The 18,814-nt window shown below is 56.3% G+C and carries 17 protein-coding genes and 1 CRISPR repeat array (1 of these 18 running past the window's edge); of the genes, 15 read left to right on the top strand and 2 right to left on the bottom strand.

Features of this window, described 5'->3' with window-relative positions:
• Positions 1-40: direct repeats of the CRISPR family, unit length 28 nt; unit sequence TTTCTAAGCTGCCTGTGCGGCAGTGAAC; it reaches 4,132 nt to the left of the window's first position.
• 300 nt (positions 41-340) lie between these two features.
• The 12 genes from cas1f to V8J88_RS11365 all read left to right on the top strand — a co-directional run bounded on the left by cas1f (position 341) and on the right by V8J88_RS11365 (position 12,080).
• Positions 341-1,318, top strand: coding sequence for a type I-F CRISPR-associated endonuclease Cas1f (gene cas1f / locus V8J88_RS11420; RefSeq protein ID WP_338849659.1), 978 nt, complete (start codon positions 341-343; stop codon positions 1,316-1,318).
• Positions 1,315-4,617, top strand: coding sequence for a type I-F CRISPR-associated helicase Cas3f (gene cas3f / locus V8J88_RS11415; RefSeq protein ID WP_338849658.1), 3,303 nt, complete (start codon positions 1,315-1,317; stop codon positions 4,615-4,617). The genes cas1f and cas3f overlap by 4 nt, the downstream gene beginning before the upstream one ends.
• A 64-nt stretch (positions 4,618-4,681) precedes the next feature.
• Positions 4,682-4,996 (top strand): hypothetical protein, encoded by a 315-nt coding sequence (locus V8J88_RS11410; RefSeq protein WP_338849657.1) that lies wholly within the window; start codon positions 4,682-4,684, stop codon positions 4,994-4,996.
• Between the two features lie 19 nt (positions 4,997-5,015).
• Complete coding sequence (locus V8J88_RS11405; protein ID WP_338849656.1) at positions 5,016-5,549, top strand: hypothetical protein; 534 nt, start codon at positions 5,016-5,018, stop codon at positions 5,547-5,549.
• A gap of 276 nt (positions 5,550-5,825) precedes the next feature.
• Positions 5,826-6,155: a hypothetical protein gene (locus V8J88_RS11400; protein WP_338849655.1), complete on the top strand. Its 330-nt coding sequence runs from the start codon at positions 5,826-5,828 to the stop codon at positions 6,153-6,155.
• A 61-nt stretch (positions 6,156-6,216) separates the two neighbouring features.
• Positions 6,217-6,702, top strand: a complete 486-nt coding sequence (locus V8J88_RS11395; protein ID WP_338849654.1) for a hypothetical protein — start codon at positions 6,217-6,219, stop codon at positions 6,700-6,702.
• Between the two features lie 132 nt (positions 6,703-6,834).
• Positions 6,835-8,166, top strand: coding sequence for a type I-F CRISPR-associated protein Csy1 (csy1, locus tag V8J88_RS11390; RefSeq protein WP_338849653.1), 1,332 nt, complete (start codon positions 6,835-6,837; stop codon positions 8,164-8,166).
• Positions 8,163-9,149 (top strand): type I-F CRISPR-associated protein Csy2, encoded by a 987-nt coding sequence (gene csy2 / locus V8J88_RS11385; RefSeq protein WP_338849652.1) that lies wholly within the window; start codon positions 8,163-8,165, stop codon positions 9,147-9,149. The genes csy1 and csy2 overlap by 4 nt, the downstream gene beginning before the upstream one ends.
• A gap of 66 nt (positions 9,150-9,215) precedes the next feature.
• Positions 9,216-10,283 (top strand): type I-F CRISPR-associated protein Csy3, encoded by a 1,068-nt coding sequence (gene csy3, locus V8J88_RS11380; protein WP_338849651.1) that lies wholly within the window; start codon positions 9,216-9,218, stop codon positions 10,281-10,283.
• 9 nt (positions 10,284-10,292) lie between these two features.
• Complete coding sequence (gene cas6f, locus V8J88_RS11375; RefSeq protein ID WP_338849650.1) at positions 10,293-10,856, top strand: type I-F CRISPR-associated endoribonuclease Cas6/Csy4; 564 nt, start codon at positions 10,293-10,295, stop codon at positions 10,854-10,856.
• Positions 10,857-10,966: 110 nt separating this feature from the next.
• Complete coding sequence (locus V8J88_RS11370) at positions 10,967-11,368, top strand: hypothetical protein (protein WP_338849649.1); 402 nt, start codon at positions 10,967-10,969, stop codon at positions 11,366-11,368.
• Positions 11,369-11,498: 130 nt separating this feature from the next.
• Positions 11,499-12,080 (top strand): DUF5610 domain-containing protein, encoded by a 582-nt coding sequence (locus V8J88_RS11365; RefSeq protein WP_338849648.1) that lies wholly within the window; start codon positions 11,499-11,501, stop codon positions 12,078-12,080.
• Between the two features lie 9 nt (positions 12,081-12,089).
• Here V8J88_RS11365 and V8J88_RS11360 read toward each other — a convergent pair whose 3' ends face one another.
• Together V8J88_RS11360 and trxB are read right to left on the bottom strand one after the other, a co-directional pair.
• Positions 12,090-12,770, bottom strand: coding sequence for a Smr/MutS family protein (locus V8J88_RS11360; RefSeq protein WP_338849647.1), 681 nt, complete (start codon positions 12,768-12,770; stop codon positions 12,090-12,092).
• An 18-nt stretch (positions 12,771-12,788) separates the two neighbouring features.
• Positions 12,789-13,733 (bottom strand): thioredoxin-disulfide reductase, encoded by a 945-nt coding sequence (gene trxB / locus V8J88_RS11355; protein WP_338849646.1) that lies wholly within the window; start codon positions 13,731-13,733, stop codon positions 12,789-12,791.
• A gap of 267 nt (positions 13,734-14,000) precedes the next feature.
• Between trxB and V8J88_RS11350 the strand changes: the two genes are divergently transcribed.
• The 3 genes from V8J88_RS11350 to V8J88_RS11340 are packed head-to-tail and all read left to right on the top strand — an operon-like array spanning position 14,001 to position 18,326.
• Positions 14,001-16,340 (top strand): DNA translocase FtsK 4TM domain-containing protein, encoded by a 2,340-nt coding sequence (locus V8J88_RS11350; RefSeq protein WP_338849645.1) that lies wholly within the window; start codon positions 14,001-14,003, stop codon positions 16,338-16,340.
• A gap of 13 nt (positions 16,341-16,353) precedes the next feature.
• Entirely contained in the window at positions 16,354-16,986 is a 633-nt protein-coding gene (gene lolA / locus V8J88_RS11345) for an outer membrane lipoprotein chaperone LolA (protein ID WP_338849644.1), read from the top strand.
• Positions 16,983-18,326: a replication-associated recombination protein A gene (locus V8J88_RS11340; protein WP_338849643.1), complete on the top strand. Its 1,344-nt coding sequence runs from the start codon at positions 16,983-16,985 to the stop codon at positions 18,324-18,326. The genes lolA and V8J88_RS11340 overlap by 4 nt, the downstream gene beginning before the upstream one ends.
• Positions 18,327-18,814: the final 488 nt, after the last annotated feature.

The following is an 18,814-nucleotide window of genomic DNA, read 5'->3' as shown; positions in this document are numbered from 1 at the left end:
CGCGTATTTTGTTTTCTAAGCTGCCTGTGCGGCAGTGAACCCGACTTCTTCCCATCCCAACTCTCTGATTGTTAAAGAAAAAAGCCCGGTTCAGCCGAGTATACCCTTTTTTCAGCCCCTCAAATCCGCCCCTTTAAAATCAAGCACTTAGCGATAGCGCCAAAAAAAGGCTTGTCCATGGCCATTGCGCTCGGCGCAAAAACTGACCCATGCGCCATGTGAAAGAAAAACAACGAAACCTTAAAAACTGCATATCAAAAAAGAGAATTCATTCACGCCAAGCCGGCAACAAGCGGCAAAAACCGGATAATAAATGCTCCGCATCCCCTCCTGAAAACCCATGGAAGATTTTTCCCCTTCGGATTTGAAAAGCATTCTGCATTCCAAACGCGCCAATTTGTACTACCTCGAACATTGCCGCGTGCTGGTCAATGGCGGGCGCGTGGAATATGTGACAGACGAAGGCAGCCGCTCGCTGTATTGGAATATCCCGATCGCCAATACCAGCTTTATCTTGCTCGGCACAGGTTGCTCGGTATCGCAGCCGGCCATGCGCGAATTCGCCAGGGCCGGGGTGATGGTCGGGTTTTGCGGCGGCGGCGGCACGCCATTGATTGCCGGCAGCGAATGGGAACAGGCGGTGGAATGGATTTCCCCGCAAAGCGAATACCGCCCCACCGAATTCTTGCAACACTGGTGCAGTTTTTGGTATCAGGATGCAGCGCGTTTAGACGCCGCCAAACATTTTCAAACCGTGCGCGCAGCGCAAATCAGGCAACATTGGTTGCGCTTAAAACACAGCCGCGATGACAAATTGGCGCTGGATGAAGCGCAACTCGAATCCATTTTGCAAGACTTCAGCGCGGACTTGCCCGGCGCCGCCAGTCAAACAGATATCCTCAATCTGGAAGCGCGCCTCACCAAACAACTCTATAAAACCATGGCGCAACTGAGCGCCTATGGCGAATTCACACGCGGCAAGCGCGGCAGCGGGGTGGACCCGGCCAACCGCTTTTTAGACCATGGCAATTATCTGGCCTATGGCTTGGCCGCCAGCGCGACCTGGGTGCTGGGCCTGCCGCATGGCTTGGCGATTTTGCATGGCAAAACCCGGCGCGGCGGCCTGGTGTTTGATGTCGCCGACTTGATCAAAGATGCACTGATTTTGCCGCAAGCGTTTCTGGCCGCTGCCGCCGGCGATGATGAAAGCGCATTCCGCCAACGCTGCATCAACGCCTTTCACCGCGCCGGCGCCTTGGATGTGATGATCGACACCTTAAAAGAAACCGCACTGCGTTTTTCTCAGGTGGGCAAATGAATGTGCTGTTGATTTCTGAATGCAGTAAAAACGCATTGCAGCAAAGCCGCCGCATCCTCGACCAATTTGCCGAGCGCAAAGGCGAGCGCACCTGGCAAACCCTGATCACGCAAGACGGTTTGGATGTGTTGCGCAAATTGTTGCGCCAAAGTGCGCGCCGCAATACTGCGGTGGCTTGCTGGTGGATCAAACAAGGCGCGCATGCTGAATTGCTGTGGATTGTCGGCAATCGCGCCGCCTTTAATGACAACGGCGCCGCCCCCACCCATCAAAGCAAACGCGACATTTTGCGCGCCGCCGATGAAAACCAGTGGCGCAGCCTGGAATCGATTGCCTGTTTGGCGGCAATTGCCGGGCTGTTTCATGATTTTGGTAAAGCCAATCAGCTGTTTCAGGCCAAGCTCAAGACAGCGGCGCACACTGTCGAACCGCTGCGGCATGAATGGGTCAGCTTGCTGCTGTTCGCCGCCTTTGTCGATGGGCGCGACGACCGAGCCTGGCTGCAAGCGCTGGCGCAGGTGGCGGCGGCAGATGACGCGCGCGTGAAGCAGGTGTTGGATGCGATGGCGCCCGCGCCCAAAAAAAGCAAAGACGGGCGTGAGCTGTCCGATCCGCGCGCAGTCAACCCCTTCCGGCTGTATCTGAAAACCCCGCTGGCGCGCTGCGTCGGCTGGCTGATCGTCTCGCACCATCGCTTGCTGCATGATTATCCCTGCAAAGAGAATAAATCCAAGGCAGTCATCGCCAACGCCAATCAATGGTTGGAAGAGCGCTTCATGAATGCGCATTGGAATTCCCCGCAATACGCCGACAGCAGCGCGGCTGAACGCTGCAAAGTATGGAAGTTTGAACACGGCACACCGCTGCTAAGCCAAACCTGGCGCAGTAAAGCGCAGCTGCTGGCGGCGCGCGCGCTGCGGCACGGCCAGTTGTTTGGCCCGGATTGGCTGCAGGATTCTTTTTCTGCGCACTTGGCGCGCCTCAGTTTGATGCTGGCAGACCACAGCTATTCCAGCCAGGGCGCATTGCCGGCGCGCCAAGACCCGGCTTATCAAGTCTGGGCCAATACCGAGCGCAGCAGCGGCGCACTCAAACAGCGTCTGGATGAACACAATTTAAGCGTAGGCTGGCTGGCGCAGCAAATCGCCGGCATGCTGCCGGCTGTGCGCGCTTCGCTGCCGGCGCTGTCGCGCCACCCCGGTTTCAAAAAACGCGTGCAGGATGCGCGCTTTAAATGGCAGGACATGGCCTTTGATTTGGCCCAAAGCATGGCGCAAGCCAGCGTGAAACAGGGTTTTTTCGGGGTGAATATGGCCTCCACCGGCTGCGGCAAAACCTTTGCCAATGCGCGCATTCTGTACGCCCTGGCCGATCAAAAACAGGGTTGCCGCTTTTCGATTGCGCTTGGCCTGCGCACCCTCACGCTGCAAACCGGGGACGCCTTGCGCAACAGGCTGCGCTTGCAAGATGATGATCTGGCGGTCTTGATCGGTTCCGCCGCCGTGCGCCAACTGCATGAGCTGGGCGCGCAACATGATGCGGCGGAAGCCAGCGGCAGCGCCTCGGCGCAAGCGCTGTTGGATGAGGACAGTTATGTGCGCTATGAGGGCGCCTTGGATCAAGGCCGGCTGGGGCGTTTATTGGCGCATGATCCGAATTTGCGGCGCTTGCTGAGCGCGCCGATTTTGGTGTCCACCATTGACTATTTAATGCCGGCCACTGAGGGCGAACGCGGCGGGCGGCAGATCGGGCCGATGTTGCGCCTGTTAAGCGGTGATTTGATCGTGGACGAGCCGGACGATTTTGACTTGTCCGATATGCCAGCCTTAGCCCGTCTGATTCACTGGGCCGGCATGCTGGGGACACGCATCGTGTTATCTTCCGCCACCTTGCCGCCGGCCCTGGTGCAAGCATTATTTGAAGCCTATGCGGCAGGGCGCGCCTTGTTTCATGCCGCGCGCGGAGATGAAGGCGCCATGCCGCCGGTGCTGTGCGCCTGGTTTGATGAATTTGGCCGCCATAGCGCCGCCTGCGCCAAGCAAGATGAGATGGTGCAGGCGCATGCCGTCTTTGTGGCGCAGCGCAGCGCAAATCTGCAGCAAAAAAGCGCGCTCCTGCGGCGCGGCGCCTGGCTGCCTATGCCCACGGGCATACTGAGTGAAAAAGAAGCGGTGGCGGCGATGGCGCGCAGCATGCAAGCAGGCGTGTTGCGCCTGCATGCGGCGCATGCCAGCCCGACGCCGGACGGGCGGCAGCAGGTTTCCTTTGGCTTGCTGCGCTTTGCCAATATCCGCCAATTGGTGGCGGTTGCGCAAAACATGCTCAGCAGCGCATGGCCGGACGATACACAAGTGCGTTTTTGCATTTATCACAGCCGCCATCCGCTGGCAGTGCGTTCCGCGATGGAAGGCGTGTTGGATCAAGCCTTGAGCCGTCACCAGCCTGAGCAGGTGTGGCAATGCCCATCGGTGCGCGCCGCGCTGGCAGGCGCGCATGCGCGGCAAGTGATATTTATGGTGTTCGCCACCCCGGTGGCTGAAGTCGGGCGCGACCATGACTATGACTGGAGTGTGGTAGAACCGAGTTCGCTGCGCTCCATTATTCAGTTGGCGGGACGGGTGCAACGCCACCGGCAAATACCGCCGCAAGCGCCCAACGTGCTTGTGCTCAGTCACAATTTCAATGCGCTCACCGGCAAGCAAATCGCGTATGCCAAGCCCGGTGTGGAAAATGGCGCGCTGGCGCTTGCCGATAAAGATTTGCAAGCAAATATCCCGCCGGAACACATCGACATCATCAGCGCGCTGCCGCGCATTCAGGAATCAGCCAAACTCAAGCCCAAACGCAGTTTGGCCGATCTGGAACACGCACAGCTGCGCGCCCGCCTCTTGGGGAGTGAAGCGCCGACGGAATGGTATGGCGCGCTGTGGTGGCGCTGCCCGGTGCAATGGGCTTATGAATTGCAAAGCCACACCCCGTTTCGCGCAGGCCAGGCTGAACAGGAATATGTGTTCTATATGGAGCAGGAAGACGACAAGCCGCTGCTGCATGCTGTGGAAAAAGATGGCCGCCTGAGCATACAAGACGAAAGCATGTTGTTGATCGATGAAATCACCCTGGCGCCGGGCGTGGCGCCTTGGATGAAATGGGATTTGAAAGATTTGCTCATCAAGCTGGCGCAGGATCTGGACATCAGCCTGGAGCAAGCCAGCCGCAGATTTGGCGTGATTGCCTTGCATGAAAATGTGAAGGATTACCGCTATGCGGAGGGGTTTGGGGTGTATAGGAGGGTGGAGTGAGGGTGGTATTTCTCGCAAGAAATCAATGCGATCAATCGGCCTCAGCATAATGGAGAATGCCCGTATGAAAACCGAATTGGGAATGAATACTTTGATGGAACTGATCTACGCCCTTAGATTGCATATGAAAATCAAGGAAGCATGCGTCAATGCCGGCGATGCCGACGATGAGACTCTTGAGGAATTCAGTCAGGATTTGATGTTTATGATGCAAGCGGAGGCTGAGTTGTCGTCTTACTACGAGGAAGTCCGCCCGCAATACAGCAAGGAAGATTTGCCGGATTACGCAAACCTGATCAAGCGCCTTACCTTTCCATCAATTCATATTCAAGAGGGACAGATTTGCATAGCGCAAAGCTTGCGCAAGCCAGCGGCGTAAAAGCAAATACCTGAGCGCTATGACGAGTCGCATCATTTTGCTCCTCATGGCTGCAGCAGCGACGCTATGGGGACTGAACTACTACCACAGCCTTTCCGTGCGCTCGCTGCAAGTCGTGCGCATTGAGCGCGAAGCGCAGCGGCCGCACTATCGTAATCTGATTTACACCGTGCAAGCGGATTTCCCAAGATATCCCTGGATTTCTGAGCGTATGCGGCGTTTTCTTGCCTTGCGCCCGGTCGCATGCTTTGTAACGCCTGATGGCAAGGAGCTGGTCAATGATCTGATGCAATCTGACTGTCGCAGCAATGAGCCGGTCGAACAAACTGAGCTGGAGGCAATAACGTTTGCCCTGCCGCTTTTTATCACCGCGCCGCCAGAATCATTTTTGCGCGATATCCGCCAAAAGCGCGGCGTTTGGGTGAAGCTGTATATGCAAGCGATGCTGCTGCCCATCACCGTGGAGGCGGAGCCTGTGTTTTTGGATATAGCGGCGTTTTGCAAAATCAGGAGCAGGGAGTGTGAGGGGATTTTGGCGCCGTTGGCGAATTGAGGGCGCTAAGCTGGCGGGGGCTGCGGGCATGTTGCAGAAAAAAGGCCCGCAGGAAGTGATCCAGCGGGCCTTGGCTGCCTGTGCGGCAGTGGAGTGTGTAAAGAAAGCTATCAGATAGCATTTCTGAGCTACTTGTGCAGTAGTGTCAACATTATATTCCATTCTGCCTATTTCAAGAATGGCCAATTTTTTTAAAGCAAACAGTTAGCAGGCGGAAGTTTTTTGTACTACAATCCAAACCAGCGGATGACCGCGATAACGCCTGGTGAGGGAAAAATGAGCAAGATCTTCGAACTGCTGCAAGTGATACAAAATTTAATGGTGACAGCCGAATCCAATAAATTTGGCGCGATGTTTACCGTGGCAATTGCGTTGCCCATTGTCATGATCATTGCCTTGCTCACATGGTTGCATTGGTGGCGACTCAAGCACGCTATGGCCGCCAAACCCAAACAGGGCGAAGCCAAGGCTGTGCGGGTTTATCGCAGTGTGGCGCGCATCTCCCTTGGATCGCTTGGCAATCGGTTCAGGAAGGCCCCAAGACAGAAAACGCGAATGCAAGAAGCGCTACCCGGAAAGCAGGTAAAGAGAATTTTCTTCAATTGAAGGTGTGAAAAATGAGCCGATGTAGAAAACATCCATGCCAACGACATCGCTTTTTCAATTTATGAGCGAGATCGCCATTATTGACCTGGAAGCCAGCGGCCTGCATTTTGATTCCTATCCGATTGAAGTGGCGTTGCGCTGGCGCGGAGAAATCCGGCAGTGGCTGATCCGGCCTGAAGCCGCTTGGCTGCATTGGGATGAGGCGGCGCAAAAACTGCATGGCATCAGCCGCACACAATTATTGAATGAGGGCACGGCGGCGCGCGATGTGGCGCAAGAAATTAACGCTGCGGCCCATCTGTGCGGCGGCATTTTTTATAGTGACAATGCGCCATGGGATGATGACTGGCTGCAAACCTTATTCCGCGCCGCTGGTGAAATTCGACTGTTTCACGTTCTGCCCCTGCAGGAAACCCTGCCAGATCCGGCCGCATGGAAACGGTTTCTTGCCAACAAGGCGGAATTGGCTGGCAAATACGGCGCACACCGCGCTGCCTTGGATGTGGAGATGATTTGGCAAGCCTGGCGTATGGCTGGCGCAAGCTGATTAATCTGTACTGAATTGATGACAGGATAAATTGCAAGGAACAAGCTGACTCAATATTCCAAACAAGAGCGCTGCCGACAGCGCCGCAAAACAAACACCTGAACTGCGCCACAACCTGAATAAGGAGCTTGAATGCAGCACACCATCAGAGCGTTTTTAGCCGGTCGTTTGGCCGGCAAGCTGGAGAAGTTGGAAAAAGAGGCAGAGAAGGCGCAAACAGACAGCCCGGATCAAGCGCATCTGATTCATGCTGATTTTTTGCAGAAAAAAACCGCCTTGGAAGACGCCCACCGCCCCGCCGCCTGGCTGAATGATGCGGCGCAGCGCGCCGGGCAAATCGCTTTTGTCACTCATGGCGCAAAATTCACCCACAGCGACGCCAAAGCGGCCAATATTTATGCGCCGCAGCAGGTCCATTGCGGCTATGTCTGCACCGGCACGCTGGCGCAGATTGAGGCGGACGTGGCCGGCAATGCTGCAGCGCTGGATGTGGCGGCGCTGCTGCAATTGCAAGCCGATGGGCGCAGTCTGGCGCAGATGCTGGAAGCAGGCGACGCCAGTGCGCTGGCCCCGTTTGCACAAGATCCGCAGCAATTGGCGGATTGGCTGAACGGTTTTCAGCAAGTCTTCCGCGCCAAGGAAATACGCAGTCATACCCTGATGCGGCAAGTCTATTTCCCATTGGAAAACGGCGAATACCATTTGCTTGGCCCCATGTTTTCTTCCGTACTTGCGCAAAGTCTGCATGAACGCATCAACGAGCAACGTTTTTCCGAGGCCGCCAAAGAAATTCGCAAAGCGCGCCGCGAAAACAAGGCATGCGCTTACCCGGATATCTATTTTCCTGATCTTGCTGCGATGAAGTTTGGCGGTACAAAGCCGCAAAACATTTCCATGGGCAATAGCAAACGTGGCGGGCGTGCTTACTTGCTCAGTTGCCGTCCGCCAGATTGGCACAACACAAAGCTTCCCAGTTTTCAGACATCTGATGCATTCTGGTTTGCCTGGGAACGCCATAACGGTTTTTTTGCCAACAACACTGCACGCAAACTGAAACGCTTGTTACATGAGAAAAAAACCGCCGCCAGCAATATGAAAATCCGCGAATTCCGGCGTGAATTGGTGGAGGAATTAGTTGACGCGCTGCTGCTTTACGCCATGTCTTTGCAAGATATGCGCGAACTGGCCGGGTGGAGCGCATCCAGCGCCTTGCCTCGCGCCGAACAACTCTGGCTTGATCCGTTTCGCGCGCAAACAGATGAGGCGTTCTTGCAAGAAAGGGACGCAGACGATTGGCGCGAAAAAATCTATCGCCGTTTTGCGCGCTGGTTGAATGACAAAATCAGTTCAGATGATTTGCCTATGGGTGATGATGAGTTAAAGCAGTGGAAAAGGGATTTGAAGCGGGCAAAGGCCCGCTTGCGCGCTGATTTACGCTATGACGATATGCGGGAGGCAATATGAGGTCGGTGTTGATATTGCGTCATCTGCAAGTGGAAAACGCCAATGCGGTGACCGGCCTGACCTGGGGCTTTCCAGCCATCACCCATTTTACCGGCTTCACGCATGCGCTTTCACGTAAATTGTTTGCCGCACAAGGCGTGCGCCTTGGCGGTTGCGCCGTGATCTGTCACCAGCATCAGGTTAATGTGCTCAAACCTGCGGCAAAAGGCGACTATAGCCTGGTGCAAAGCCGCCATCCTTTGACGAAAGAAGGCAAAACCGCCCCCATCATCGAAGAAGGCAAAATGCATTGCACAGTCTCATTGATGATTGAGTGCGAATTCGGCTCGGGTCAGGTGGATTTTGATAAATACGATGACGAGCAAAACCACCTGGGCTTGCTGAACTGGTTCAAACAAACTGTGCCAAGCCTGCGTTTGGCGGGCGGCTTGATTGTTGGCATGGATGCTCGCGAACCGGTGTTTTTCTCTGATATGCCGGATGGCGAGCAAGAGCGCGCCAAATTTCGCCGTCAGGTCATCAAACGTCTCTTGCCTGGTTTTGCCCTGGTGTCACGGCATGATTTGTTGCAGGCGCATTGGGCCGACTTGCAACAAACCCGGCCTGATGCGGAATTGCTGGATGCCTGGCTGGATTTTTGCACCCTGCAATATGATGCGCCCGCCAGCCCGGATCAAGATGGCGCCTATCTCTGGGCACGCCGGCCAAAACCCGGGCCTGGCTGGCTGGCGCCGCTGGCCATAGGCTATCGCGCCATCTCGCCACTCTATCCTGCAGGGCAAGTCAAAGATACGCGAGACACTGTTACCTCATTTCGCTTTGTCGAATCGGCGTATTCCATCGGCCAATGGCTCTCGCCACACCGCATTCAGGATTTGCGGCAATTACTTTGGCAGCACAAGCATGAGGGCGACTTTTATCTATGTCATAACTCGTATCAAACCTTCAGCGCAGATGACGACGATGATGAAGACGACGATTAAGGCAACAGCAACGCTGGCATTCCCGAATCAACTATCACTGCATCAATTAATTTGAAGGAATACATCATGGCTAAATCCACTAATGCAACGTTGAAAACAGCTTCCGTACTCGCTTTTGAGCGCAAGCTCGCCAACTCAGACGGCTTGATGTTCGCCGGGAATTGGGCTGAGCGCAATGATGCTGACAAATGGCGCGCGGTAGAGTTAAGAGAAAAATCTGTACGCGGTACTATTTCCAATCGGCCCAAATCAGCCAAGGCTAAGCAAAAGACTGAAACGCATGCTGAGGATGTTGCCACCAACCCCGCGAAACTGGATGCTGAAATTCAAAACGCAAATCTGCAAACCATCGATGTGGCCGCGCTGCCATTTGACGCGGACACGCTGAAAGTCTCGTTCAGTTTGCGCGTGCTGGGTAATTTAGCATTGCCCTCAGCATGCAATGATCAAGCCTATCAAGCCGCGCTGGCCAAGGTGATCAATGACTATATCGCCACCCATCGCTTTGAAGAACTGGCGCTGCGCTATGCACACAATATCGCGAATGCCCGCTTTTTATGGCGCAACCGGGTCGGGGCGGAAGCCTTGCAAGTGCGGGTGCGCCATATCGTCGAAGAAAAAGTCGCGCAAACCTGGACGTTTGACGCCGCCGCCTTTGATTTGCGCAGTTTCGCCAAGGCCGATGCCGATCTGGCGGCGCTGGCTGAAGTGATCCGCCAGGGTTTGGCCGGTGAGGCATATGCCTTTTTGCAAATCGAGGCCTACGCCCGGCTTGGCGTCGGGCAGGAAGTGTTTCCATCGCAGGAACTGGTGTTGGATAAAAGCGAGGGGAAAAAGAGCAAGTTCTTATACGAGGTCGATAAGACTGCCGCCTTGCACTCGCAAAAAATCGGCAACGCCTTGCGCACCATTGACGACTGGTACCCGAGTGCGGCGGAGTTGGGGCCGATTGCGGTCGAGCCGTATGGTTCTGTCACCAATCGCGGCGTGGCCTATCGTCAACCGGGCGAGAAAATGGATTTTTATAATCTGCTCGATCAATGGGTCTTGAAAAACAGCGCCCCGGATGTCAAACAACAACATTATGTGATCGCCACCCTGGTGCGCGGCGGCGTGTTTGGCGAAGCGAACTGAGGTTGCGCTATGGATCATTACATCGAGATCCGGGTTTTGCCTGATCCGGAATTTCCTGAACCGGTATTGATGAATGCGCTGTTCGCCAAGCTGCACCGGGCTTTGTGCGACGCCGGACGCGGTGAAATCGGGCTCAGTTTTCCGGGGCTGCAAGAGCAGCGTCATACGCTGGGCGCAGTCTTGCGTTTGCATGGGGCCGCGCCGGCGCTGGCGCGGCTGATGGCGCTGGATTGGCTCAAGGGTTTGCGCGATTACACCCAAGTCAGTCCGGTGACGCCGGTTCCTGCAGGCGCGACGCATTGCAGCTTGCTGCGTAAGCAATTCAAGAGCAGTCCTGAGCGCTTACTGCGCCGCTCGATCAAGCGCGGGCGCATGACGCCAGAGCAGGCGCGCGAGAAATTGGAGCAAAGCGAGGCGCGCTTGGGGCAGGGGCCTTTTTTGCGCATCACCAGCCGCAGCACTGCGCAGCAATTCCGCCTGTATGTGCAGCGCGGCCCATCGCAGCCGCAGCCAGTCGCCGGGGTATTCAACGATTACGGTTTGAGCAAGCAAGCCACCGTGCCCTGGTTCTGAGCCGCGTACAGCGCTTATTCTGCGTCAGGTTTGCTTCCGGGCCTGGCGCAGATTTTAAGGGGCATAGGGAACAGTTAAACACTGCAGCAGCACAGATTCCAGTAAACATCATGAAAATGGTTCTCGTTATTTTTTTCCTGTCCGTTCAAAGCAGCTATTCTGAGAATGTGGAAACTGCCGCTTCGGATACGGCCTTTGACACTGTGCAGTTCTACGCAGCTGATGGCAAGAACTGGCGCATTAAGACTTACGCTAAAGATCAAGATGTCCACATTTGGTCATTGGATCGGAATCTGGCGGACATCGTGGCGCTGGCCCGTACAAATACAGAGAAACACTACGGTGATGTACTTACCGGGGGCTATATTATTGAAACACAGGAAGGTTTGGAGGGGCTGCGGCGTGCGCTGAGCGCGCGTGGACTTGCGCCAAACCTGCAACTCCCTCCATCTGGCGCGGTGTTCTGGGCGCCAGAGGGTTCCCATTACAGAAGCAAGTCTGTTCCCAAATGAGCTTGATTCGATATGCCATCTGCCCTCACGTCTTTCCCGCTCCCCCAACAAATACGCCCCGCTAAAAATTCTTGCAGTTTTCCCGGCGCCTGCCGATAAGCATTCAGAACAGGGCAACAGGGAGCACATCATGAGTATCGCAATCAGCGGCAACGCCGGCGCCAATCAAGCCGCTTCACTTCCCGCCGCCGCCAGTGCGGCGGAGAATGCCGGCGAAATCAAAGCCGGCGGCACTGCGCGTGAGCAGGCGCAAATCAGTCTCAATGCACAAGTGGTGCAATCTTCGCTGCAAGTCGCGATCAAAAGCGGCAATCAACCTCTGGCCTTGCTCTACAAGAGCGCGATTCAAGGCATTAACGAAGCCTTGCAGTCAGATTTGGGCGAAAACGCGATTCAAAACGCGATGGGGCAGGATAATTCCCCGGAGGCTACCGCCGAGCGCATCGTCAAACTTTCCACCGGCTTTTTTGAAGCCTATAAACAGCAGCATCCCGGTGAGGATGAAGGCAAGCTGCTCAAAGATTTCATGCAAACCATACGCGGCGGGTTTGAGCAGGGCTTTAATGAGGCCAGCGATATTTTGCAAGGCTTGAATGTGCTGCAAGGCGATATCGCCAGCGGTATCCAGAAAACCTATGAATTGGTGCAAAAAGGCTATGCCGATTTTGAGGCGGCGCAAGGGCAGCCGAAACAAGGGGAACAGGGGGCGTGACGCACAGCTTCAAACATGGTCGTGTGCGCTATGCCGCTGATGCTGCCGGGTTTGCCCCTGCAGTAAAACCACCAGCGCGCCGGCCCCGCCGTCAGCGGCGCGCGCTACGCAAAACGCCATCACTTCCTGTTTTTGCGCCAGCCAGCGGAACACCATATTTTTTAACACCGGCTCTTTATTCACCGAGCCATGCCCCTTGCCGTGAATAATGCGCACGCAGCGGATGCCGCGCTTGCCGGCCAGGCGCAAAAACAGCGCCAGACTTTCGCGCGCATCATCGCGCCGCAATCCGTGTAAATCCAATTCGTCTTGAATCACCCAGTGGCCCCGGCGCAGCCGGCGCACCACTTCCGGCCCGACGCCTGGCCGGGTGTAGCTCAGCGCCTGATCGGTTTCCAGCAGGGAGAGGGCGTCAAACTCATCTGACAGCGATTCCACCAGCGCGGCTTGCTCATCGGCCAGATATTGCAAGGCGACCGGCTGCGGCGTGATGAAAAAAGGTTCGACCCGGTTGTCGTCTTTCAGCGGGGTCACCGCGCCCACCGCGAGGCGGAACAGATTCGCCTCCTCGCGCTGGCGCTGGGCGGCAATCGCGCGCAGGCGTTGCGCCTCGCGTTCCTGCGCGGCGCGTTCCTTGATTTGTTTTGCCAGGATTTTCAGATCGGCAAATTGCTTCAAGCCCTGCGTCATAGCCGCCCCGCAGCGTCCTTATTGCGCTTCCAGGAAGCGCTGTGCGTCCAAGGCCGCCATGCAGCCGGTGCCGGCGCTGGTGATGGCTTGGCGATACACATGGTCGGCCACGTCGCCGGCGGCGAATACGCCCGGCACATTGGTCATGGTGGCGAAGCCTTCCAGACCGCTCTTGACTTTGATATAGCCATTGTTCATCTCGATCTGGCCTTCAAAGATGCTGGTGTTGGGTTTGTGGCCGATGGCGATGAAGACGCCTTGCAGTGCGATGTCGCGGGTCGAACCGTCCTTGGTGGACTTGATGCGCATGCCGGTGACGCCGGAATCATCGCCCAGCACTTCGTCCAGGGTGTGGTCGGTCGCCAGTTCGATCTTGCCTTCGGCGACTTTGGCCATCATGCGGTCGATCAAAATCGGTTCGGCGCGGAATTTATCGCGCCGGTGCACCAGCGTGACTTTGGAGGCGATATTGGCCAGGTACAGCGCTTCTTCCACGGCGGTGTTGCCGCCGCCCACCACCGCTACTTCGCGGTTGCGATAGAAAAAGCCGTCGCAGGTGGCGCAGGCCGATACGCCCTTGCCCATGAAAGCCTGTTCCGATTCCAGGCCCAGGTATTGCGCCGAGGCGCCGGTGGCGATGATCAGCGCATCGCATGTGTATTCGCCGCTGTCGCCTTTGAGCACAAACGGCTTTTGTTTGAAATCCACGGTGTGGATGTGGTCGAAAATCATTTCGGTGTTGAAGCGTTCGGCGTGTTGCTTGAAACGCTCCATTAATTCCGGGCCTTGTACGCCATTCGGGTCAGCCGGCCAGTTTTCCACATCGGTGGTGGTCATCAATTGGCCGCCTTGTTCCACCCCGGTGATCAGCACGGGTTTCAAGTTGGCGCGCGCGGCGTACACGGCGGCGCTGTAACCGGCCGGGCCGGAGCCTAAGATCAGAACGTGAGCGTGTTTGGTCATGGTCGTATTGCCTCATAGTGCCGGCGGGGAATGCCGGCGGGACGCGGCGCATGCCGCAAAGGGCTGCATTATAGATCAGTTAGGGGGAGTTGGCTTTTGCCTGCATCGCTCTGAAAGGTTTGCCGTAATAAAAATATAGTAAAAAATGAAACAAAGCGCTTTTTTTGACGTAACAGTCCACGCCGCAGATGAAATCAGCCTGCACAAGGGCGGTTATTCTCAGTAGAATGACAGCTTTGCGGCGCGCGCCGCTTCAGAATCAGCCCTATGAGCAAGTCAAAAAGCGCGAATATCAGGAACGATGACGAACGCAACCCGGCGCCGGGCCGCCTCTCGCATCTGCTGGCGGAGTTGCGCTGGTTCGCTTTGCTGGGCGCCAGCGTGTTTATTCTGTTAGCCCTGTTTTCTTACAACCGGTATGATCCGGGTTGGTCGCATTCGGTGGCGGCCAGCGCGATTTCCAATCACGGCGGCTGGCTGGGCGCCAAACTTTCCGATATTTTGCTGTATATCTTCGGTTTTTCCGCCTGGTGGTGGATAGTCTTATTGCTGCGCACCGTGTGGCGCGGCTATCGTGATTTACATCGTGATCCGGTGCAAGGCCCGGCCCCGCTGGAAGGCGATGGCGTGCGGATTGCCCGCAGCGTCGGTTTCGGGCTGCTGCTGACCGGTTCTTCCGGCATCGAATATCTGCGCATGTACACCCTGAATGTGCAATTGCCGCGCGCGCCGGGCGGCGTGTTTGGCGAGGTGATCGGCCATACCGCGCATTTGGCGCTGGGCTTCAATGGCGCCACGCTGTTGCTGTTGTTGATGCTGGCCTCAGGCTTTGCGCTGTATTTTCAGATGTCCTGGCTGGACTTGGCCGAGAAAATCGGCGCGGCGCTGGAAACCGTGTACGACTGGGTGCGGCGTCACTATGAAGACCGGGAAGACCGCAAGCTGGGGCAGGAAGCCGCCGTCAAGCGCGAGGTGGTGTTAGATCAGGTGCGCGCCAAACATGTGGAAACCCCGCAGCCCAAGGTCAAGATCGAGCCGCAGGTGGTGGCGGTGCAAAAATCGGAGCGGATTGAAAAAGAACGTCAGGTCAGCCTGTTTGAAACCAGCGGCGAGGGCGGTTTGCCGCCGCTGGCGCTGTTGGACGATGCGCCGGTGGTGCAAGAAACCGTCAGCATTGAGACGCTGGAATTCACTTCGCGTCTGATTGAAAAGAAATTATCTGATTTCAATGTCGAAACCAAGGTGGTGGCGGCGTATCCCGGCCCGGTGATTACGCGCTATGAAATCGAACCTGCCACCGGGGTCAAGGGCAGTCAGATTGTGAATCTGGCGCGCGACTTGGCGCGCTCGCTGGCGCTGACGTCGATTCGCGTGGTGGAAACCATTCCCGGTAAAAATTATATGGGCCTGGAGCTGCCCAATCCGAAGCGCCAGATTGTGCGCCTGTCTGAGATTTTAGGCTCCAAAGTGTATAACGACGGCGCTTCCAATCTGACGATTGCGCTGGGCAAGGATATCGCCGGCAATCCGGTGGTGGCGGATTTGGCCAAGATGCCGCATCTTTTGATCGCCGGCACCACCGGTTCCGGTAAATCGGTCGGTATTAACGCCACCATTCTGTCTTTGCTGTACAAGGCTGAGGCGGCGGATGTGCGCATGATTTTGATCGATCCCAAGATGCTGGAAATGTCGGTGTATGAGGGCATTCCGCATCTGCTGGCGCCGGTGGTGACCGATATGCGCCAGGCCGGGCATGCCTTGAATTGGGCGGTGAATGAGATGGAGCGCCGCTATAAACTCATGTCGCATCTGGGGGTGCGCAATCTGGCCGGTTTCAACCATAAAATCGCCGATGCGAAAAAGCGCGAAGAGTTGATTCCGAATCCTTTTTCGCTTACTCCGGACAGTCCGGAGCCGCTGGAAAAGCTGCCGGTGATTGTGATTATCATCGACGAATTGGCGGATTTGATGATGGTGGTCGGCAAGAAGGTGGAAGAGCTGATTGCGCGGATTGCGCAAAAAGCGCGCGCCGCCGGCCTGCATTTGATTTTGGCTACCCAGCGTCCTTCGGTGGATGTGATTACCGGCTTGATCAAGGCGAATATCCCGACCCGGATCGCTTTCCAGGTGTCGAGCAAGATCGACTCGCGCACGATTTTGGATCAAATGGGCGCCGAAACCCTGCTGGGTATGGGCGATATGCTGTATATGCCGCCCGGTTCCGGCCTGCCGATGCGGGTGCACGGGGCGTTTGTTTCAGATGATGAAGTGCACCGCGTGGTGAAACATCTCAAAGCCCAGGGCGAGCCGAATTATGTCGAAGGCATTTTGGAAGGCGGCGTGGGCGATGAGGGCGGCGGCGATGTGGCGGCGGCCTTTGCCGGCGGCGGTGCGGCAGGCGAGGGCGACAATATGTATGATCAGGCGGTGGCGGTGGTCTTGAAAAACCGCAAAGCCTCGATTTCGCTGGTGCAGCGCCATTTGCGCATCGGCTATAACCGCGCCGCGCGCTTACTTGAGCAGATGGAAACCAGCGGCATCGTGTCGGCCATGCAAAGCAATGGCAACCGGGAAATCCTGGTGCCGGCGGGCAACAGCGATGCCTAATCAGAGAGAGTCTATGAAATCAGTTTTACTGCGCTTGGTCAGCGCCGCCATCTTATCTTGCAGCGCGAATTGGGCGCTGGCCGATGGCGTGAGCCAATTCCGCCAATTTTTAAGCAGCACCAAGAGCGCGCGCGGTGAATTCAGTCAGGTTTTATTGCAAGCCAAGGGCGAAAGCCAGGCGCGCGGCAAAACCTCGACCGGCAATTTTCTGTTCGCCCGTCCCGGTAAATTTATCTGGACCTATCAAAAACCGTATGCCCAGGTGCTGCAATCGGATGGCGATAAGCTGTATATCTGGGACAAGGATTTGGCCCAGGTCAGCGTGCGCAAATTGGGCGAAGTGCTGACCGCAAGCCCGGCTGCGATTTTATTCGGCAGCAATGATGTGGATAAAAACTTCAGCGTCAAAGATGGCGGCGCCAAAGACGGTCTGGAGTGGCTGGAGTTGACCCCGCGCAGTGCGGATAAATCGTTTCAAACCATTCAAATCGGTTTTGCCCAGGGCTTGCCGCAACAAATGTTGTTGCGCGATGCCTTTGGCCAATTAACCCGCTTGCAGTTTTCCCGTTTTGAAAAAAATCCGGCCCTGGATGCGGCCCAATTCAGCTTCCAGATGCCTGCCGGGGTGGACGTGTTGCAGCAATGAGCGGCGATTTATTTGGCGCTGCGGCCAGCGCGCCGCATCAACCCTTGGCCGAGCGCCTGCGCCCGGCGCGGATTGAAGAGGTGATCGGGCAGCGCCATTTATTGGGCGAGGGCAAGCCTTTGCGCCTGGCGTTTGACGCCGGCCAGCCGCATTCCATGATTTTCTGGGGGCCGCCGGGGGTGGGCAAAACCACGCTGGCGCGCTTGACCGCCGCCGCGTTCGACTGCGAATTCATCGCCTTGTCGGCGGTGTTTTCCGGCGTCAAAGACATTCGCGCCGCGATGGAGCAGGCCGAACACAACCGCCTGCGTGGCCGGCATACGATTTTATTTGTCGATGAAATCCACCGTTTCAATAAATCGCAGCAAGACGGTTTGTTGCCGTATTGCGAATCCGGCTTGGTGACTTTGATCGGTGCCACAACGGAAAATCCATCATTTGAAGTCAATTCCGCCTTGCTCTCGCGCGCTCAGGTGTATGTGCTGCAGGCGCTGGATGCGCAGGATTTGCGCCAATTGATTGCGCGCGCGCAAGCCGGCGATGCGGCATTGGGGCGGCTGGCGTTTGCCGCGGATGCTTTGCATTTGCTGGTGGAGTATGCCGATGGCGATGCGCGCCGCATGTTGAATTTGCTGGAACAGTGCGCCACTGCCGCGCGCGCTGCGCGCAAAGAGCAGATTGACGCCGATTTCATCAGCAATGCCCTGGCCAAACATGCGCGCCGCTTTGATAAAGGCGGTGAGCAATTTTATGATCAGATTTCCGCCTTGCATAAATCGGTGCGCGGCTCGCACCCGGACGCCGCGCTGTATTGGTTTTGCCGCATGCTCGATGGCGGGGTGGACCCGCTGTATCTGGCGCGCCGCATCGTGCGGATGGCCTGGGAAGATATCGGCTTGGCCGATCCGCGCGCGATCCAGCTTGCCAATGACGCCGCCGCCACCTATGAGCGCCTGGGCTCGCCCGAGGGCGAACTGGCCTTGGCGCAAACTGTGATTTATCTGGCGATGGCGGCGAAAAGCAATGCCGGCTATATGGCGTTCAAACAAGCCCAGGCGTTTGTGCAAAAAGACCAGTCGCGCCCGGTGCCGCTGCATTTGCGCAATGCGCCGACACGCTTGATGCAAGACCTCGGTTATGGCGCGCAATACCGCTATGCCCACGATGAGGAACAGGCTTACGCCGCCGGTGAAAATTATTTGCCGGACGGTATGCAAGAACCCGGCTGGTATCAGCCGGCCCCGCGCGGGCTGGAAATCAAAATCGGCGAAAAACTCAAATTCTTGCGCGGCCTCGATGCCGCCGCACCCCCTGCAGCAGAACCGGATAAAGGCGGCTGAAGCTGTTTTGCTTTGCCGCCTTGGCCCTGCCCGCATCGTTTTTTATCCCGCCTCTGATTGGCCCCGCTTGCATGTTTTTAAAAGCGTCATAAATTACTTGATGACGCTCACCATCGCGCATTTTGCAAATCTACCTGAAAGCATAATTTGTCATATCAAATGACAATGAGGTTTGCAGAAAATTACATTTTTTTTAAGTCTGTGCCAAGCACCCGCAGCGCCCGTTTTGTCATAGCGCCTGTTTGTTATTTGAGAGAGGAGCGGGGACGCTTGTACTTAGTATTTGCGCCGGGTTTTGCTTGAAAATGATCTGGCGGACAGGTAAATTCAACAGGATTTGCCTGTGGGAAACTACAGGTCGCGCGCGGGAAAATTTTTACTTGAAGTGAATTGCCGCGCACTGACAGCATAACCATACACATATGCCGCAGCCTTCCGCAAAAAGGAATGCAAAGCGGCGCTTGAAAGACTCAGATCAAAAGGAAAGC

It is taken from the genome of Massilia sp. W12, from assembly GCF_037300705.1.
Taxonomy (GTDB): Bacteria; Pseudomonadota; Gammaproteobacteria; order Burkholderiales; family Burkholderiaceae_D; genus JACPVY01.
This window is presented reverse-complemented; position numbering and strand designations above follow the sequence as displayed.